This is a genomic window from Nocardiopsis aegyptia, from assembly GCF_013410755.1.
In the GTDB taxonomy this organism is placed as follows: Bacteria; Actinomycetota; Actinomycetes; order Streptosporangiales; family Streptosporangiaceae; genus Nocardiopsis; species Nocardiopsis aegyptia.
Window position 1 is genome coordinate 4189479 of the sequence record NZ_JACCFS010000001.1, and the last position, 14257, is coordinate 4203735.

A 14257-nucleotide genomic window follows, 5' to 3' on the forward strand; every position below is an offset into this window, starting at 1 on the left:
TCCCGTGGTGCCGCCAGCAGGTCCCCTTCGGGCAGCCGTGGCCGGGGGACCAGTAGCGGATACGGCGGCATGTAGGGCAGGGCTCCTCACCACCCTCAAGGCGCATCAGCACTGGGGGAACGCCACGCGTCAGTGATGGTCCGCCATCGCGCCTCGCTGAAGTACCAGGTCCCGGTACGGCAGCGACACCACGGGATACGCGCTGAGCCCGAGTTCGTCCTCAACCTTCCTCAGTTGGGTGGCTGCCGTGTCGGTGTCGTGGGAGATGATCTCGGTTTCCAGGAACACGCCCGTACCGGCGACCTCATCCAGGACGAGGGTGATGTCGTCGTGCTCGGGGTGGCGGTAGGAGGTCCGTGACTTTTCGACCCGTGCCAGGAAGACCATGCCGAGCGACCTCAGCAACAGGTCCGCGTGGTCGGCTTGGTCGGTGTCCTGGAGCAGTACGTTCGTCTCGCGTTTCGTGATCACGCCGTCATGGCTGTGGTTGTCGGCGGTGGAAGCGGGTTTGTAGGTGATTTCGGCGAACCCGTCCCTGTGTCGCACTCGCAGGCACTCCACGGTCTCCAGGAAGTCGACGTCCGGCCGGCTGAAGTAGCTGTCCACCTCGGTGAACGAGGACGTCTCGCGGTAGCCCAGCTCGGCGAGCCGCGCCCTCGCCTCGGCCGCGGACCCCTCCAGTTCGCGTTTGCGTTCCACTTCGACAGGACTCACGGTCGATTCACTCTCCAGGGTTGATGGCCGAGTACACGCGGGCAAGATTCCTCTTGCTGCATGACCCTTGTATGGAACTCATGGCTGCGCCAAGGGCTTCCGGGTCCGAAACCGGGATGTTGCGGAACAGCACCAGTTGCTTGGCGTCCTCCAACGGATTCGCGAGCCTCCTCGTCAGATACCGGTTGTAGTAGTGCCTTTGTCGAACGAGGACGTCCCCCGCCTCAGCAGGCAGCAGAACGGTTCCGTTCTCCCGAGCGGAGTCCGCCGAGTTGACGGCGAATAGCGTAATCAGGTCATCGAGTGTCAGGTAGGCGTAGGTCTCGCGTCCCTCCCTGGCACTCCAGTTCTCCCAGATCTCCGCACAGGCCGAATCCCCGCGCTCCGACGCGGCGAGGAACGCGGTCAGCGCCACGTCGGTGCACTCGTCGAAGATGTCGCCGTCGACCGTGTAGTGGTCGGCATAGGGCTCGCTCACCGCCAATAACATGGCCTTCTGAGATCGGGGCAGCCAATCCGTTCCGGTGAGCGTGTAGTGAATCCGTTTGTGGCCGGTCCGCGTGTCCAACCAGTCGGAGGCGAGCTGTCCTTCCAGCACGGGGGTGAATCCCAGTGCACCGGAACGCCACACGTGGTCCCGGAACGTCACGTAGTGACGCTGGATCTCTCGAAACAGCCCGATCGGGGCGGACACGACTGCGCAGGTCCTTGGGTCCAGTTCGCCCACGGCCACGATCCTAGAGTCCTGACGTGCGACGATCTCGTCCTGTGCATGGTGGTACGGATGCGTCCCCTGGCGTAGGTAGTGCGGGGTGAACATGCGGATGAACTGCAACCAAGCCGGGGAGTCGTAGGCATGGGTGACGCGATCGTGCAGGGATGCGCTTCTCACCGCGTACAGGTCCCGGTAGGCGAAGAAACCGTTTGGTCAGAGCACGGTGGGAAGCGTACGCATCAGTGAATGGAGCCCGCCGTACCCGCCGCCGTATGAGTACACCTCGTGCAACAGGGCGGAGGCGCTGATGACATCGGCTTGGCGTTCCAGCAGCGTGCCGATGTCCTGGGCGAAGCCACGCACGACCTCGCATGTTCCGACACGGTTGAACTCCTGGATCGCCTGGGTGAGGGCTCCGGAGGCGACATCCGGTACTTCGATCAGGGTCAGGTCGATTTCCGCGAACCCGTGTTGTCCCTGTTGAAGTCGGGAGGAGAGGAAACTGACGGCGGCGCCACCGTCAGGGCCGATCTCTACCAGGTGAGGGCGCGCGGACGTGATTCGCTGTAACGCGCGATGCGTCAGGAGGCCCTTCTCCGCACCGTGCGAGTTGGCGGCCGTGTCGAGGTAGCCACGGACGGACTTGTGCTCTTTTGCGAAGCCGGACAACGGCGCGAGGGTACTCGCCATGGTCTCTCCCAAGTCGCTTGGAGGCGCCGAACGCGTAGGGGTGCGTTCCCTTGGAGAGTAGAGCCAGTGAGTCGACTGACGAAGAAAATTTCTTGGTATTTCTAGAAATATATGAGCAAGAGATTCAGTGGGGAAATCAATCGCCAGGCTGGGCCAGGTCCTCCAGATCGTCGCCGACACGGTTGATGATCGCTCGTGCCGAGCGGTCGTAGTCGGCGACCGTGGCGAGTTGCTCGAACGCCTTCCCGTACAGTTCGATCTCCTGCGGCTGCCGTAGGTCAAGCGCGGCTGAGAACGTCTCGACCAACACCCGTTCCTCGTCGTACAGCCAGAAGCCGTGCCAGGGGGATGTCGCATACCGCGTTTCGAAGCCGATGACGCCGAGCCGGACGTTGGGAAGTCGTGGATCGGTTCGGTCGGTGGCGAACAATGTGGGGGAGTTGTCCACCTGAGAGTCAGGGTCCTTGCCAAGGAACCGAGCGCGCAACGTGACTCATTGCTAGAAATCTTCTCAAACTTTCTCTCCATAGTGCTTCCATGGAGAAAGGGCGTCAAGAGCGAAGCCGGGAGATCGACCTGACTGGCATGGGCACGACCTGTCCGGCCTGAGCCGCCCAGAGACATGGAGGACACGCCATGAGGGCGATGCCCACGGAACCAGTCGCACACTGCGAGCGGCTTCTCCAAGAACGCGATGACGCGGATGCCGTGCGCATCTCCGAAGAGGTCAAGGCTGGGCGCGAGCATGTCTTCACCCATGACGAGGTGTGGAGAGAGGAGTTCGAGTCCCCGGCGCGACCGGCCCCTCCTCGCTCGTGACCCGTCACGAGCTCGGGGTCGGCGCGGCCGTCTCATACCGGGGGCGGCCGTCGGGCCGGTAGACCTGGATCGTCACTCCCCTCGGAGTGGACCGCGAGTCGACCAGGTCGAGCGCCGTGTCCGGGCCGCTGTCGGGGAACAGCCGGGTGCCCTGGCCGAGGACCACCGGGCAGACGAACAGGACGGCCTCGTCGACGAGCCGGTGCTCGAACAGCCAGCGAACCAGGCCTCCGCTGCCGTGCACCTGCAACTCACCTGTCTGCGTGGCCTTCAGCTCTCCGATGGCGGCCGCGACGTCACCGGAGAGGACGGTCGTGTCCGCCCACTCCGGTTCGGTGAGAGTGTTCGACGCGACGTACTTGGGCCGCGTGTTCAGGGCCGCGGCGATGGGGTTCTCGTCCGGGTTCGGCATCACTCCCCAGTAGCCGGCGAAGATCTCGTAGGTCCGCCGGCCGAACAGGAACGCGTCGGCGCGCTGGTAGACCCCGTTGAGAAAAGCCGCGGCCTCGTCGTCGAAGTACGGCATGGCCCATCCGCCGCGCTCGAATCCTCCTCTGCGGTCCTCGCCCGCTCCGCCGAGCCCCTGCATGACGCCGTCGACGGTGACCCATGTGGTGGTGGTGAGCTTCATGAGCGTGGCCTCCTGCTTGGTGGGGTGGTCGCTTGGTATGACCAGGAAACCGAACCGATCTCATCGGTCGCGGGTGATTCCGTGCGACCAACGGTGGTGCACGGCTCTACGATTCTCCGACTCGACGGCCTCACCGCGCAGCACTGACGCTAGCTGAGCACTCCGCGGAGGGCCTGGTCGCGGAGCCGGTCCAGGAACTCCGGATCGGTCGGGTCCGTTTCGGCCATGGCCCGGCCCAGAACGGCGTGCAGCAGTCCGCCGAGCATGGCGTTGGCGGCGTCGGCGGCGTTCGCGACATCGACCGCGCCGACGGCGCGGCACTCGTCGAGCAGGTCCCTGAGCGGGCCGGCGATGTGCTCGTCGTTGGCCTTCAGGACCTCGCTCATCTTGCCCGCCGCGCCGAGCGCGCCCAGCAACCCCACGCAGACTCCTGGCCGGTGCGCCAGGTAGTCGGCGAGCGCGCCCACCATCTCCCGCAACCGCTGCTCGGGCGGACCCTCCGGTTCGATCGCCTCGCGGACCGCCCGGGCCCCGTCCTGGGTGTGTGTGGACAGCAGGAAGGCGAGCAGATCGTCGCGACCGGCGAAGTAGTAGTACAGCGCGGCCCGTGACGCTCCGACCTGCTTGGCGATGTCCTCCAGGCGTGGCGGCGGAGTGGCGCCCAACACTTGCTCGCTGACGTCGAGCAGGCGCTGTGCGAGGTCGTCAGGTGGTGTCTTCACGCCGGACAGCCTATCCGCTTGTTCTGGACTCGAACTTAGATTACAGTCCAAACCATGGTTCAAATCTTATCCTATGGCCCGTGGGCGGTCGTGACCGGAGCTTCCTCCGGCATCGGCCGCGCCTTCGCCGAACAGCTCGCCGAGGCCGGACTGCACCTGGTCCTCGCCGCCCGATCCACCGACCGGCTCCAGGCGCTCGCCGCCGAACTCACGCAGGACCACGGGGTCGAGTGCCGGGTCGTCACCGTCGATCTCGGTCGCGAGGGCGCCGCCGCGACGATCGTCGACGCGACCGCCGACCTCGACGTCGGACTGCTGATCTCGAACGCCGGTGCCGGGAGGCCCGGCCGCTTCCTCGACCAGGACGTGGCCGACCTGCACCGTCGGCACACCGTCAACTCGACCACCCACCTGGACCTGGCCCACGCCTTCGGCCGGCGCTTCGCCGCGCGCGGGCGGGGCGGGATGGTGCTCGTGTCGGCTCTGGGCGCCATCCACGGATTGCCCAACATGGCCCACGAGAGCGCCTCCAAGGCCTACGCGCTCAACCTCGGCGAGGGCCTGCACCACGAACTCGCCTCGGCCGGAGTGGACGTCATGGTGCTGCTGCCCGGGAACGTGGACACCCCGGTCATGGACGCCTACGGGATCGAACGGGAGTCGATGCCGATCCGGCCGCTCCCGGTCCGGGCCGCTGTGCGGGAGGCGTTGGCCGCGTTCCTGCGGGGCCGGGCGACGTTCGTCCCGGACCGCCGGATGAGGGTGATGGCCCGCCTGCTGCCCCGCGCCCTGTCCATCCGGGTCAACGGACGCATGCTGGGCCGGGCCGCCCAGGTCCTCGCCGAACGCGAGGCCGCCGCGTCCCGGTGAGGGAAGTGCTGCCGGGTCCACGGATGGCTACCGGTTTCCGGGACGGCTGCCAGGTTCCGATGGATGCGGGGCTCCGGATGGATGCCGGTCCCTGGATATCGGGTCGCCTCAGGAGCGGTCGGCGTCAGGGCGCCTCGCCCCGTGGACGCGCCGAACGGGTAGCTCACGGATCTCACCGTGAGCTACCCGTCGGTCGGCCAGTCAGCCGGTCAGTCAATCAGCCGGTCTGTCGGTCAGCTGACTGGTGCGGTCAGTCTGCCGTGCGGTCGCCGGTGGGGACGAGACCGCGCACGGCGGCGGCGACGGCCCGGAAGTCCTTCCGCAGGATGTGGGAGTGGTTGCTCGGCACCTTCGCGCTCACCTGGATGTTCGGCTTTCGGTCGAGCACCGGGTCGAGCGAGGCGCGCACCTCCTCCATCTCCTCGTCGCCTCCGCCGAGGTTGCCGTTCGTGGCCAGGACGTACCGGACCGGGACGGTGACGCGGTCCAGGACCGGCTCCAGGTCGGCGTGGACCTGGTTGACCTCGATGTTGACCTCCGCGTGCTGGTCGGCGCTCATCCGCGCGGCCAGCCCGAACGGACGCACCAGCGGCAGGAGGAAGCGCATCTTGTGGAAGAGCTTCCGGATCCGCTCACGGCCCTCCTCGCCGGTCAGGCCGTACGGCAGGCCGCCATCGACGCAGACCACGCCCATGGTACGGTCCGGGTTCCGTTCCGCCCAGTGCACCGCGGTCGCCGCCCCGTAGGACCAGCCGACCACGATCGCCCGGTCCACGCCCCGGGCTTCGAGGACGGCGTCGACGTCGCGGACGCACGCCTCGAAGGAGTAGTCCGCCGACTGCCGGGACCGGCCGCGGGCCCGCTCGTCGAAGGTGATGTGCCGTAAGCCGGCGCCGAGTTCGCCGATCACGTGCCGCCAGTGCCGCTGGCCGGCATAGGCGCCGTTGAGGTAGACGACGGGGCAGCCGGAGCCACCGGTGTCGGTCACGGCCAGAGCCGTGTCGTCGACCGGCACCATGCCGGTCCAGCTCGGGTTGGTCGGATCGGTGGGGTTGGTCGGATCGGTCGTATGGGTCTGGCTGGTCGGGTTCGGCGTGGTCACGCGGTGCTCCTTGCCGGCTGTCGGTTCAGGTGGGCGGTGCTCGGCGGGTGGTGGTCGGTGGGTGGTGGCGGCTCAGAGGCTGCGGGCGGTGATGTCGCCGTAGGAGGTGGTCGCGTGGATGGCCAGCTCGGCGCCCACGCCCTCGGAGTTCCTGAGCGAGTTGTGCACCCGGCCGTAGGAGGTGCTCGCGTCCAGCGAGGCGGAGGCCCCGACGGCGGCGTCGACGGAGATCGCGCCCTTCTCGGTGCGCAGTTCGAGCGCACCGCTCACGGCTTCGGCGATGTGGATGTCGCCCTGGCTGGTGGTGATCTGGGAGGTGCCGTGCAGACGGCCGACGGTGACGTCGCCGGCCGAGGTGGTCAGGCGCACGCTCGCGGCCTCGTCGACCTTGACGGGGCCGTGCGCGCCTTCGAAGGCGATGTCGCCCAGCCGCCCCACGCCCCGGATCTCGGCACTGGCGGCCTTCGCGTCGATGTGCGAACCGGTGGGCAGCTGGACGGTGACCTCCACGGACCCGGGGGTGCGGAGGGAGGCGTTCTTGGTGGGGTTCAGGATCCGCAGGACGCCGTCGGCGTAGTCGACCGTGGTCTGCTCCGCGGCCTTGACGTCGCGGGTCGTGCCGGGGTTCGCGGGCCGGACCTCGACCGTGGTGTCGGAGCGGTCGGCGGCGATGAAGCGGACCTGGCCGGCGGGGATGTCCAGGACGGTGGAGACCGGGGTGGCGGTGGTGAAGCGGTGCATGGGATCCTCCTGCGGCTCGTTGTTTCTGACATTGGAAAAGCTACGTTGCTTTCTGAAAGTCGGCAAGATTCTTGTTGCGATGGGTTCGCGTAATAGCAGGTAAAGGAGATGAAATCGTTGCGATGGCTTCGAAGTCAATGCAACGACGATGTCGGCGTTCGTTGCAATGAGTTGTGCGTGAACGCTAGGCTGGGCCCATCGCCCACTCATCACCCATCACGACGGAGGTCCCGCGATGCCGGGAGGCAGACTCACCCAGCCGGAACGCCGGCAGATCGCCCTGGGGCTGGCCGAGGGCCTCGCCTACGCGGAGATCGCCAGGGGCCTGGAGCGGCCGACGTCGACCATCACGCGCGAGGTCATGCGCAACGGCGGCCCCACCGCGTATCGCGCCGACCTGGCCCAGCGCGCCACCGAGCGCCGCACCCGCCGGCGGCCCGCGCCGCGGGCGCCGAGGGCGTCCGCGCAGCCACACGGGCGCGACGCCGAGGCCGTGCGTGAGTACGAGGAGGCCTTCACGACCGTGTTCATGCAGGCGGGTCTGCCCAAGATGATGGCGCGGGTCCTGGTGTGCCTCTACACGACCGACTCGGGCAGCCTCACCTCGGCGGACTTCGTGCAGCGCCTCCAGGTCAGTCCGGCGTCCGTCTCCAAGGCGATCGCCTTCCTGGAGGAGCAGGGGCTGGTGCGCAGGGAGCGCGAGAAGGGCCGCCGCGAACGCTACGTCGTCGACGACGACGTCTGGTACCAGTCCATGGTGGCCAGTGCCCGGTCCAACGACCGGGTCGTCGAGACCGCTCGGCAGGGCGTGGCCGTGCTCGGCCCGGGAACTCCCGCCGCCGCGCGCCTGGAGAACATCGCGCGCTTCCTGGACTTCGTGGGCGAGAGCATCCACCGCGCGGCGGAACAGGCCCGCGATGTCCTGCACTCGGGTCCCGCAGCCGGGTCGCCCGGCGCCACCGAACCCGAGCGAGGATCGGAACCGGGGCCGGAGGCAGGAGCGGGGTCGGGCTCGCGGCGGGGGCCGGAAGCGGGGCCAGGCCGCGGTTAGGGTTCGTGGAGTCGGGCGGCCGATGCGGCGCCCGGCTACGGTGTCGGGATGCACATGGACCTGGTGACGATCGTGGTGGACGAGTACGACCCCGCGATCGCGTTCTTCGTCGACGCGCTCGGCTTCGAGCTGGCGGAGGACACCCCGTCGATGACCAACGAAGGCCGCGCGAAGCGGTGGGTCGTCGTCCGGCCGCCGGGCGGCGGCACGGGACTGCTTCTGGCGCGTGCCGACGGGGATCGGCAGTCGGCGGTCGTGGGAAACCAGATCGCGGGGCGAGTGGGGTTCTTCCTGCGCGTGGACGACTTCGAGGCGTCGTACACCCGGATGGCGGCGGCGGGCGTCCGATTCGTGACGGAGCCGCGCGACGAGTCCTACGGGCGGATCGCCGTCTTCCTCGACGTCGCGGGCAACCGATGGGACCTGCTGGGCCCGAATCCTTCGGAGGGACCGCGCCGAGACCGGTGAGCCTTGGACCGGGGACGAAACGGCGTCTGTGCGCCGCAACGCGTACACCCCGTGGGCGCTGGGAAGGACACCGCCCCTGGCCGGCGCTGCGCGCGCTGACCGACCCGCGGGCCGTGGGAGGCGAGGTCTACGCGCCGGACACCCGCCCGCCGGGCCACCAGCGCGGGTCTCACCTTGGTGACGACGATCACGAATGTCAGGCTTGCGTCCCCCGAGCTGGCTACGGTCGCTGTTGTCATCCGCGCACACCCCCACGGGCAGCCCGCTCTTCTCCGTGGACCCCCTTGATGAGGAGTCCCGTGAACAAGATCTCCTGGATCGTCACCGCGGCGGCAGCCGCTACGGCCCTGTTGGTGGGCTTCGGCGCCGGTTGGTTCGGTAACCAGGCCTACCTGCGCGCCCAGCTCAGCAGCGCGTTCGAGGACGTCGCCGCGGACATGGACGAGGCCGCGCCCGAGACGCCCGAGGACATGGAGGCGATGGTCGAGTACGAGGAGGACCAGGACGTCGTCGTCTCGGACAACCTGCCGGACCCGGTGCCGATGGGGGAGACCGCGTCCGACGGGATCTGGGACATCACCGTGAGCGGGGTGGAGCGCGCCGACCAGGTCAACGGGTCCTACTCCAACGCCGTCGCCTCGGACGGCTGGGAGTTCCTCATCCTCGACGTGGAACTGACCAATGCCTCGAACGGCCCGCAGACCCCGGAGATCGACGGTTCCGAGATCATGGACGCCGAGGGCAACCGGTACGCGTACCACTCTGATGCGTCGTTCGCCCTGGACGAGGACGACGCCATGTACACCGAGGTCAACCCCAACGGCACCGTGGACCTGCGTATCCCGTTCGAGGTGGAGGCGGGTACCGAGGTGACCACGGCGCTGCTGTCGGCCACGTGGGATTCACCGCAGGTCGCCGTGTCCGAGATCGACGAAGGCTGAGCAGCGGAACGCGCCTCTTCACCGATCCTGGCCGTGTGGTTCGTCCGGGGCCGTCCCGGCGAACCCGCCAACGCCGGGTGGCCCCTGGCCGGTTCACTCGCGCGTTCGCCGTGTCCTGCCACCTCCGTGCGGGGACGGGAGCGGTGACTGGGGCTGGGAGGGCGAGCTTCCCCCGGTCCCCCGCGTGCGCGGGGTCGGCGCGGGCGACCCGGGACCGCCCTCCGAGGAGGGTCTCTGGTCCCCGCGTGCACGTGCGCGGGGGCGGCGTGGGCTATCGGCGGGCGGACCAGGCCTTCCACAGCTCGGCGTACGGGCCGCCCGCCCGCACCAGCTCCTCGTGCGGGCCCGACTCGACCACGCGGCCGCCCTCCAGCACCACCACCCGGTCGGCGTCCGCGGCCTGGGTGAGCCTGTGCGCGACCACCAGCCCCGTGCGCCCCTCCAGAGCGCGGGTGGCGGCCTCCTCCAACTGGCGGGCGCCGGCGCTGCCCGCGTCGGCGGTGGCCTCGTCCAGCACCGCGATCGGACGGTCGGCCAGGACCAGGCGGGCCAGCGCGATCTGCTGGGCCTGGGCCGCGGTGAGCTTGTGCCCGCCGGTACCGACCACCGTCGCCGTGCCCTCCGGCAGGGCGCTCACCCAGTCGAGCGCGCCCACGGTCTCCAGAGCGGCGCCCAACTCCTCGTCGGTGGCGTCCGGGCGGGCGAGCCGCAGGTCGTCGGCCAGGGGTCCCGCGAAGACGTGCACCTCCTGGCTGATCAGGGTCACCGCCCTGCGCGCCGCGATCGGGCCCGTGGCGGCGAGGTCGAGCCCGCCCACCCGCAGTGACCCCTCGGCGGCCGGGTGGATCCCCGCGACGAGCTTGGCCAGGGTGGACTTGCCCGCGCCGCTCGCCCCCACCAACGCGACGCGTTCGCCTGGCGCGACCTCCAGGTCCACGTCCGACAGCACCGGCAGGCCCGGGCGGTAGGCGTGCCCCACACCCGTCAGGGACAGCGAACCGTCCGGCGCGGGATGGTCGTCGGACTCCTCCTCGGCCGGCAGGTCGCACACGCCGATCATCCGGGCCAGCGCGGCACGTGCCTTCTGGGCCTCGTCGGCGAGCCCGATGGCGGTGTTGATCGGCGCGAACAGGTTGTGGAAGTACAGCGCCGCCGCCGTGGCCGTGCCGATGGTCGCCATGTCCTGGCCCACGAGCCAGTACCCCGCGATCAGCACCCCCGCCAGGCCGATGAACTCGGCGAGGTTGAGCAGGGAGAACAGGCGGGTGGCGAGCCGCATCCCGGCCACCGCCAGGTCGGCGGCCCGCTGCGAGGCGTCCCCCACCCGCCGCGTGTGCTCGTCGGCCAGGCCGAACGCGCGGACGGTCCTCGCGCCGCTGATGGTGTCGAGCAGCCGGTGCTGGCGCACGCCGACCGCCTTGCGGTGCTCGTCGTAGACCGGAGCCGCCAGCTTCAGGTACCGGCGCAGCGAGTACATCTGCACGGGCACGGCCAGCAGCACGACCGCCAGGAAACGCCAGTCCAGCAGCGCCAGCGCGCCCAGGGTGAGCACGATGGTGAACAGCGCCTGGGCCAGCCGGGGGAAGGCGTCGCGCACCGCGCGCGTCACCACCGTGACGTCGCCCGTCACCCGTGAGGTCAGGTCGCCCGACCCCGCCAGTTCGACCCGCTCCAACGGCAGCCGCAGTGCGCGCGCGACGAACCGCTCGCGCAGGTCGGCCACCACGCCCTCACCGAGCCGGGCCACGCCGGCCACGCCCAGGGCGTTGCCGAGACCGCTCAGGGCGGCGATGACCAGCAGCAGCGCGATGGGGACGGCGAGGGAGGAGGGCGCGCGGTCCTGGACGACGAGGTCGACGATGTGGCCGAGCACCGGCGCGGTGCCCAGCCCGACGGCGGTCGCGCCGACCAGTGTCACCAGGGCCCAGGCGGCGGTGCCCCTGCGGGCCATGACGAGATCGACGACGGCCCGCCGGACGCGGCGGGGCTCGGCGGTGGGCAGGAGGGTCATGCGAACACCGCTTCGCGGTAGGTCTCGGACGTGCGGGCCAGGTCCGCGTGGCTGCCCTGGGCGGCCACGGTCCCCCCGTCCAGGAACAGGACGGTGTCGGCGGTGTCCAGCAGGGCCGGACTGGTGGTGACCAGCACCGTCGTCCGGCCCCGGCGCAGGCGCGCCAGACGCTCGGCCACCCGGGCCTCGGTCACGGTGTCGACGGCGGTCGTGGGGTCGTGCAGGACGAGCACGGGCGGGTCGGCCGCCAGCGCCCGGGCGAGGGCCACGCGCTGGCGCTGGCCGCCGGAGAGCGAGCGTCCGCGTTCGGCGAGTTCGGTCTCCCGGCCGTCGGGGAGCGCGTCGGCGACCTCGTCGGCGGTGGCGGCGTCCAGGGCGCGGTCGATCGGGCCCCGGGCGCCGGCGGCCACGTTGTCGGCCAGGGAGGCCTCGAACAGGGCGGCGTCGTGTTCCGCCACCAGCACCGCCCGCCGCAGGTCGTCCAGGGCGAGCTTGGCCACGTCCACTCCGTCCACCTCGATCGATCCCTCCTCGGGATCGGCGTCGCGCGCCAGGCAGGAGAGCAGTTCGGCGGCGGCGACCGGGTCGGGGGCGACCACGCCGACCAGGCTGCCGGAGTCGATGCGGGCGTCCACGCCGCGCAGGGACCCGTACCGGACCCCATCCAGACGAAGCTCCCCGGCGGGCTCCGCCGGCAGCGAAGCGCTGCCGTCGGGGACCGACCAGGGGGAAGCCAGAACGTCGGCGATGCGCTGCGAGGAGGCCCGCGCCTGGGCGAACACGCCGTTGACGAAGGCGAGCACCCGGAACGGCCCGTGCAGGAACTGTGCCAGTCCCACGGCGGCGACCAGGCCGCCGATGCTGACCTCGCCGCGCATGGCCAGCACCGCGCCGGCCAGGGCCACGGCGGCGATGAACCCGCCGGTCAGGGCGAGCACGGCGCCGTCGTGGCCGGCCTGGGCGCGGGAGGCGCGCAGCGCGGCGAAGAGGGAGGCACGGCTGGTGGTGCGGTAGCGCTCGGACGCGGCGTTCTCCGCGCCCAGGCCCTTGAGCACCCGCAGGCCCGCGACGAGGTCGGCGGCGGTGCCGGAGGCCTGGGCCGCCCGCTCCTGCTCGCCCTCGCTGCGCCGGGCCAGCGGACGACTCACCAGGTGGGCGACGTAGAGCAGTGGGGGAGTGCCCAGAAGCACCAGCAGCCCCAGTGGCACCGAGATCCGGAGCAGCGCGGCGGCGCTGACGGTCAGTCCGGCGATCGAGGCGACCCCGAGGGCCAGCAGGCCCACGGCCATCCCGACGCGTTCGGCGTCTCCGGAGGCGATGTTGGTCAGCGCGCCGGGCAGCCGGTCGCGTTCGGCGCCGCCCCGCGGGTCCAGGACCCGACGCGTCAGTCGGAGCCGGAGTTCGTGGGCGGCCTGTTCGGAGGCGCGCTCGGCGATGCGTGCCGCGAACCGGTAGCTGAACGACAGGACGACGAACGCGCCGCCGAGCACCGCCAGCCACAGGGCCAGGGCACGCGGAGAGCCGGTGGCCACGGCCAGGTCGATGACCACGCCGATGATGACGGGGACGAGCGCTTCGCCCGCCTGGTGCCCGGAGCCGAGGACGGAGGCGGCGGCCACCCGGCCGCGCTGGCCCGCGACGGCTCCGCGCAGAACGGCCCCGCCCGACCCGTCGGCGCCCTGGGAGTCGGGTGTCCCGTCGGCCTCAGCAGAATCCTCGGTCCCACGTGTCCCTTCGGGTTCGCCTGGGGCGGGGAGTCCGTCGGTCTCGTCGGGTTCGTTCCTGTCGGTGGAACCGCTGCCGTTCCCGGACGCGCTCACGCGGTGGGCCGGGGGTGCGGCGTGAGGTATCCGCCCATGCTGCGGAAGTACTCGCGTGCGGCGAGCTCGGCTCCGTCGTCCGTGCGCACGCGCTCGACGACGACGCCGTGGGCGCGCCCCGTGCGGGCGTCGGGTCCGGCGACGATCACCACACCGTCGCCCTCCGGGTAGAAGATCCGGCCGGGCGTGCCGCCGTAGCGCCCCTTCGAGACCGACGCCCGGGTGATCCGCAGCCGGCGCTCGCCGTGGAAGGCGAAGGCGTTGGGATAGGGGTCGGACTGCGCGCGCACCAGGCGGTCGATGTCCGCGGCGGGCAGGTTCCAGTCGATCCGGCTGTCCTCCTCCGCGCGCTTGTGGAAGAAGCTGGCCTTCGCGCGGTCCTGCGCGACCCAGTCGGTGCCGCCGGCGGCGATCCGCTCCAGGGAGGTGTGCACCACCGGGGTGATGAGGTCGACGGTCGCGTGGAACAGGTCGGTGGCGGTGTCGCGCGGGCCGACCTTGACGGCCTGCTGGTACACGATCGGGCCGGCGTCGAGCTCGGCGTCCATCTTGTGCGCCGTCACCCCGACCTCCTCCTCGTCGTTGAGCAGGGCCCAGATGATCGGCGAGAAGCCCGCGTAGGCGGGCAGCAGCGAGTCGTGCACGTTGAGCGTGCCGTGGCGCGGCCGGGCGAAGATCTCCGGGGGCAGCCAGGTCCGCCAGTTGTTGGCGACGATCAGGTCGGGGGCGACCTCGTCCAGCCGTGCGACCAGCGCCTCGTCGGGCCGGTTGCGTTCGATGACCTCGATGCCGTTCTCGGCCGCCAGGTCAGCCACCGAGTCGGACCAGATCCGCTCGTAGGCGTGCTCCGACGGCGGGTGTGTGACGGCGAGGACGACCTCGTGGCCGGACTCCAACAGAGCCCGCAGTGTCCGGTGCCCCCAGGTCTGGTAACCGAACATCGCGATGCGCATGGAGGTCCT

The 14257-nt window shown here is 70.4% G+C and carries 15 protein-coding genes; 4 read left to right on the forward strand and 11 right to left on the reverse strand.

From position 1 onward, the window contains the following. Positions 1-129: 129 nt before the first annotated feature. The 6 genes from cyaB to HNR10_RS18760 form a co-directional block, all read right to left on the reverse strand. Entirely contained in the window at positions 130-714 is a 585-nt protein-coding gene (gene cyaB, locus HNR10_RS18740) for a class IV adenylate cyclase (RefSeq protein ID WP_179825346.1), read from the reverse strand. 7 nt (positions 715-721) lie between these two features. Beyond that, positions 722-1441 carry a hypothetical protein gene (locus tag HNR10_RS30815; RefSeq protein ID WP_218897853.1) on the reverse strand — a complete coding sequence of 240 codons (720 nt, stop codon included), beginning with the start codon at positions 1439-1441 and terminating at the stop codon, positions 722-724. A 201-nt stretch (positions 1442-1642) separates the two neighbouring features. Beyond that, complete coding sequence (locus tag HNR10_RS30820) at positions 1643-2119, reverse strand: hypothetical protein (protein WP_218897855.1); 477 nt, start codon at positions 2117-2119, stop codon at positions 1643-1645. 136 nt (positions 2120-2255) lie between these two features. Then, positions 2256-2567, reverse strand: a complete 312-nt coding sequence (locus HNR10_RS18750) for a hypothetical protein (RefSeq protein ID WP_179825347.1) — start codon at positions 2565-2567, stop codon at positions 2256-2258. A gap of 375 nt (positions 2568-2942) precedes the next feature. Next, positions 2943-3569 carry a dihydrofolate reductase family protein gene (locus HNR10_RS18755; protein ID WP_179825348.1) on the reverse strand — a complete coding sequence of 209 codons (627 nt, stop codon included), beginning with the start codon at positions 3567-3569 and terminating at the stop codon, positions 2943-2945. 149 nt (positions 3570-3718) lie between these two features. Further along, entirely contained in the window at positions 3719-4291 is a 573-nt protein-coding gene (locus tag HNR10_RS18760) for a TetR/AcrR family transcriptional regulator (protein WP_179825349.1), read from the reverse strand. 54 nt (positions 4292-4345) lie between these two features. Between HNR10_RS18760 and HNR10_RS18765 the strand changes: the two genes are divergently transcribed. Then, positions 4346-5161 carry an SDR family NAD(P)-dependent oxidoreductase gene (locus HNR10_RS18765; protein WP_179825350.1) on the forward strand — a complete coding sequence of 272 codons (816 nt, stop codon included), beginning with the start codon at positions 4346-4348 and terminating at the stop codon, positions 5159-5161. A 250-nt stretch (positions 5162-5411) separates the two neighbouring features. Here the strand turns inward: HNR10_RS18765 and HNR10_RS18770 are convergent, their stop codons facing one another. Both HNR10_RS18770 and HNR10_RS18775 read right to left on the reverse strand, forming a co-directional pair. After that, a complete protein-coding gene (locus HNR10_RS18770) occupies positions 5412-6263 on the reverse strand; it encodes an alpha/beta fold hydrolase (RefSeq protein WP_312889337.1) in 852 nt (283 codons plus the stop codon). Positions 6264-6335: 72 nt separating this feature from the next. After that, positions 6336-7004 (reverse strand): DUF4097 family beta strand repeat-containing protein, encoded by a 669-nt coding sequence (locus HNR10_RS18775; RefSeq protein WP_179825351.1) that lies wholly within the window; start codon positions 7002-7004, stop codon positions 6336-6338. A 235-nt stretch (positions 7005-7239) separates the two neighbouring features. Here HNR10_RS18775 and HNR10_RS18780 point away from each other — a divergent pair, with 235 nt between their 5' ends. From HNR10_RS18780 to HNR10_RS18790, 3 genes are all read left to right on the forward strand, one after another. After that, the gene (locus HNR10_RS18780) at positions 7240-8055 is read left to right on the forward strand and encodes a GbsR/MarR family transcriptional regulator (RefSeq protein ID WP_179825352.1); all 816 of its coding nucleotides are present in this window, start codon (positions 7240-7242) and stop codon (positions 8053-8055) included. A 48-nt stretch (positions 8056-8103) separates the two neighbouring features. Next, a complete protein-coding gene (locus HNR10_RS18785; protein WP_179825354.1) occupies positions 8104-8523 on the forward strand; it encodes a VOC family protein in 420 nt (139 codons plus the stop codon). A 299-nt stretch (positions 8524-8822) separates the two neighbouring features. Beyond that, positions 8823-9464, forward strand: coding sequence for a DUF4352 domain-containing protein (locus HNR10_RS18790; RefSeq protein ID WP_312889339.1), 642 nt, complete (start codon positions 8823-8825; stop codon positions 9462-9464). A gap of 271 nt (positions 9465-9735) precedes the next feature. Here HNR10_RS18790 and HNR10_RS18795 read toward each other — a convergent pair whose 3' ends face one another. From HNR10_RS18795 to HNR10_RS18805, 3 genes are read right to left on the reverse strand one after another with little or no spacing between them, the layout of a single operon-like run. After that, complete coding sequence (locus tag HNR10_RS18795; protein ID WP_179825358.1) at positions 9736-11475, reverse strand: ABC transporter ATP-binding protein; 1740 nt, start codon at positions 11473-11475, stop codon at positions 9736-9738. Continuing rightward, positions 11472-13295: an ABC transporter ATP-binding protein gene (locus tag HNR10_RS18800; protein WP_312889340.1), complete on the reverse strand. Its 1824-nt coding sequence runs from the start codon at positions 13293-13295 to the stop codon at positions 11472-11474. The genes HNR10_RS18795 and HNR10_RS18800 overlap by 4 nt, the downstream gene beginning before the upstream one ends. After that, complete coding sequence (locus tag HNR10_RS18805; protein WP_179825359.1) at positions 13292-14248, reverse strand: methionyl-tRNA formyltransferase; 957 nt, start codon at positions 14246-14248, stop codon at positions 13292-13294. Before HNR10_RS18805 ends, HNR10_RS18800 begins: the two co-directional genes overlap by 4 nt. Positions 14249-14257 lie beyond the last annotated feature (9 nt).

What these genes read in the sequence shown, in the direction of transcription:
- HNR10_RS18765 (WP_179825350.1), top strand. Translation starts at nt 4,346, where the DNA reads ATGGTTCAAATCTTATCCTATGGCCCGTGGGCGGTCGTGACCGGAGCT.
- HNR10_RS18785 (WP_179825354.1), top strand. Translation starts at nt 8,104, where the DNA reads ATGCACATGGACCTGGTGACGATCGTGGTGGACGAGTACGACCCCGCG.
- HNR10_RS18775 (WP_179825351.1), bottom strand. Translation starts at nt 7,004, where the DNA reads ATGCACCGCTTCACCACCGCCACCCCGGTCTCCACCGTCCTGGACATC.
- HNR10_RS18805 (WP_179825359.1), bottom strand. Translation starts at nt 14,248, where the DNA reads ATGCGCATCGCGATGTTCGGTTACCAGACCTGGGGGCACCGGACACTG.
- HNR10_RS30820 (WP_218897855.1), bottom strand. Translation starts at nt 2,119, where the DNA reads ATGGCGAGTACCCTCGCGCCGTTGTCCGGCTTCGCAAAAGAGCACAAG.
- HNR10_RS18755 (WP_179825348.1), bottom strand. Translation starts at nt 3,569, where the DNA reads ATGAAGCTCACCACCACCACATGGGTCACCGTCGACGGCGTCATGCAG.
- HNR10_RS18780 (WP_179825352.1), top strand. Translation starts at nt 7,240, where the DNA reads ATGCCGGGAGGCAGACTCACCCAGCCGGAACGCCGGCAGATCGCCCTG.
- HNR10_RS18795 (WP_179825358.1), bottom strand. Translation starts at nt 11,475, where the DNA reads ATGACCCTCCTGCCCACCGCCGAGCCCCGCCGCGTCCGGCGGGCCGTC.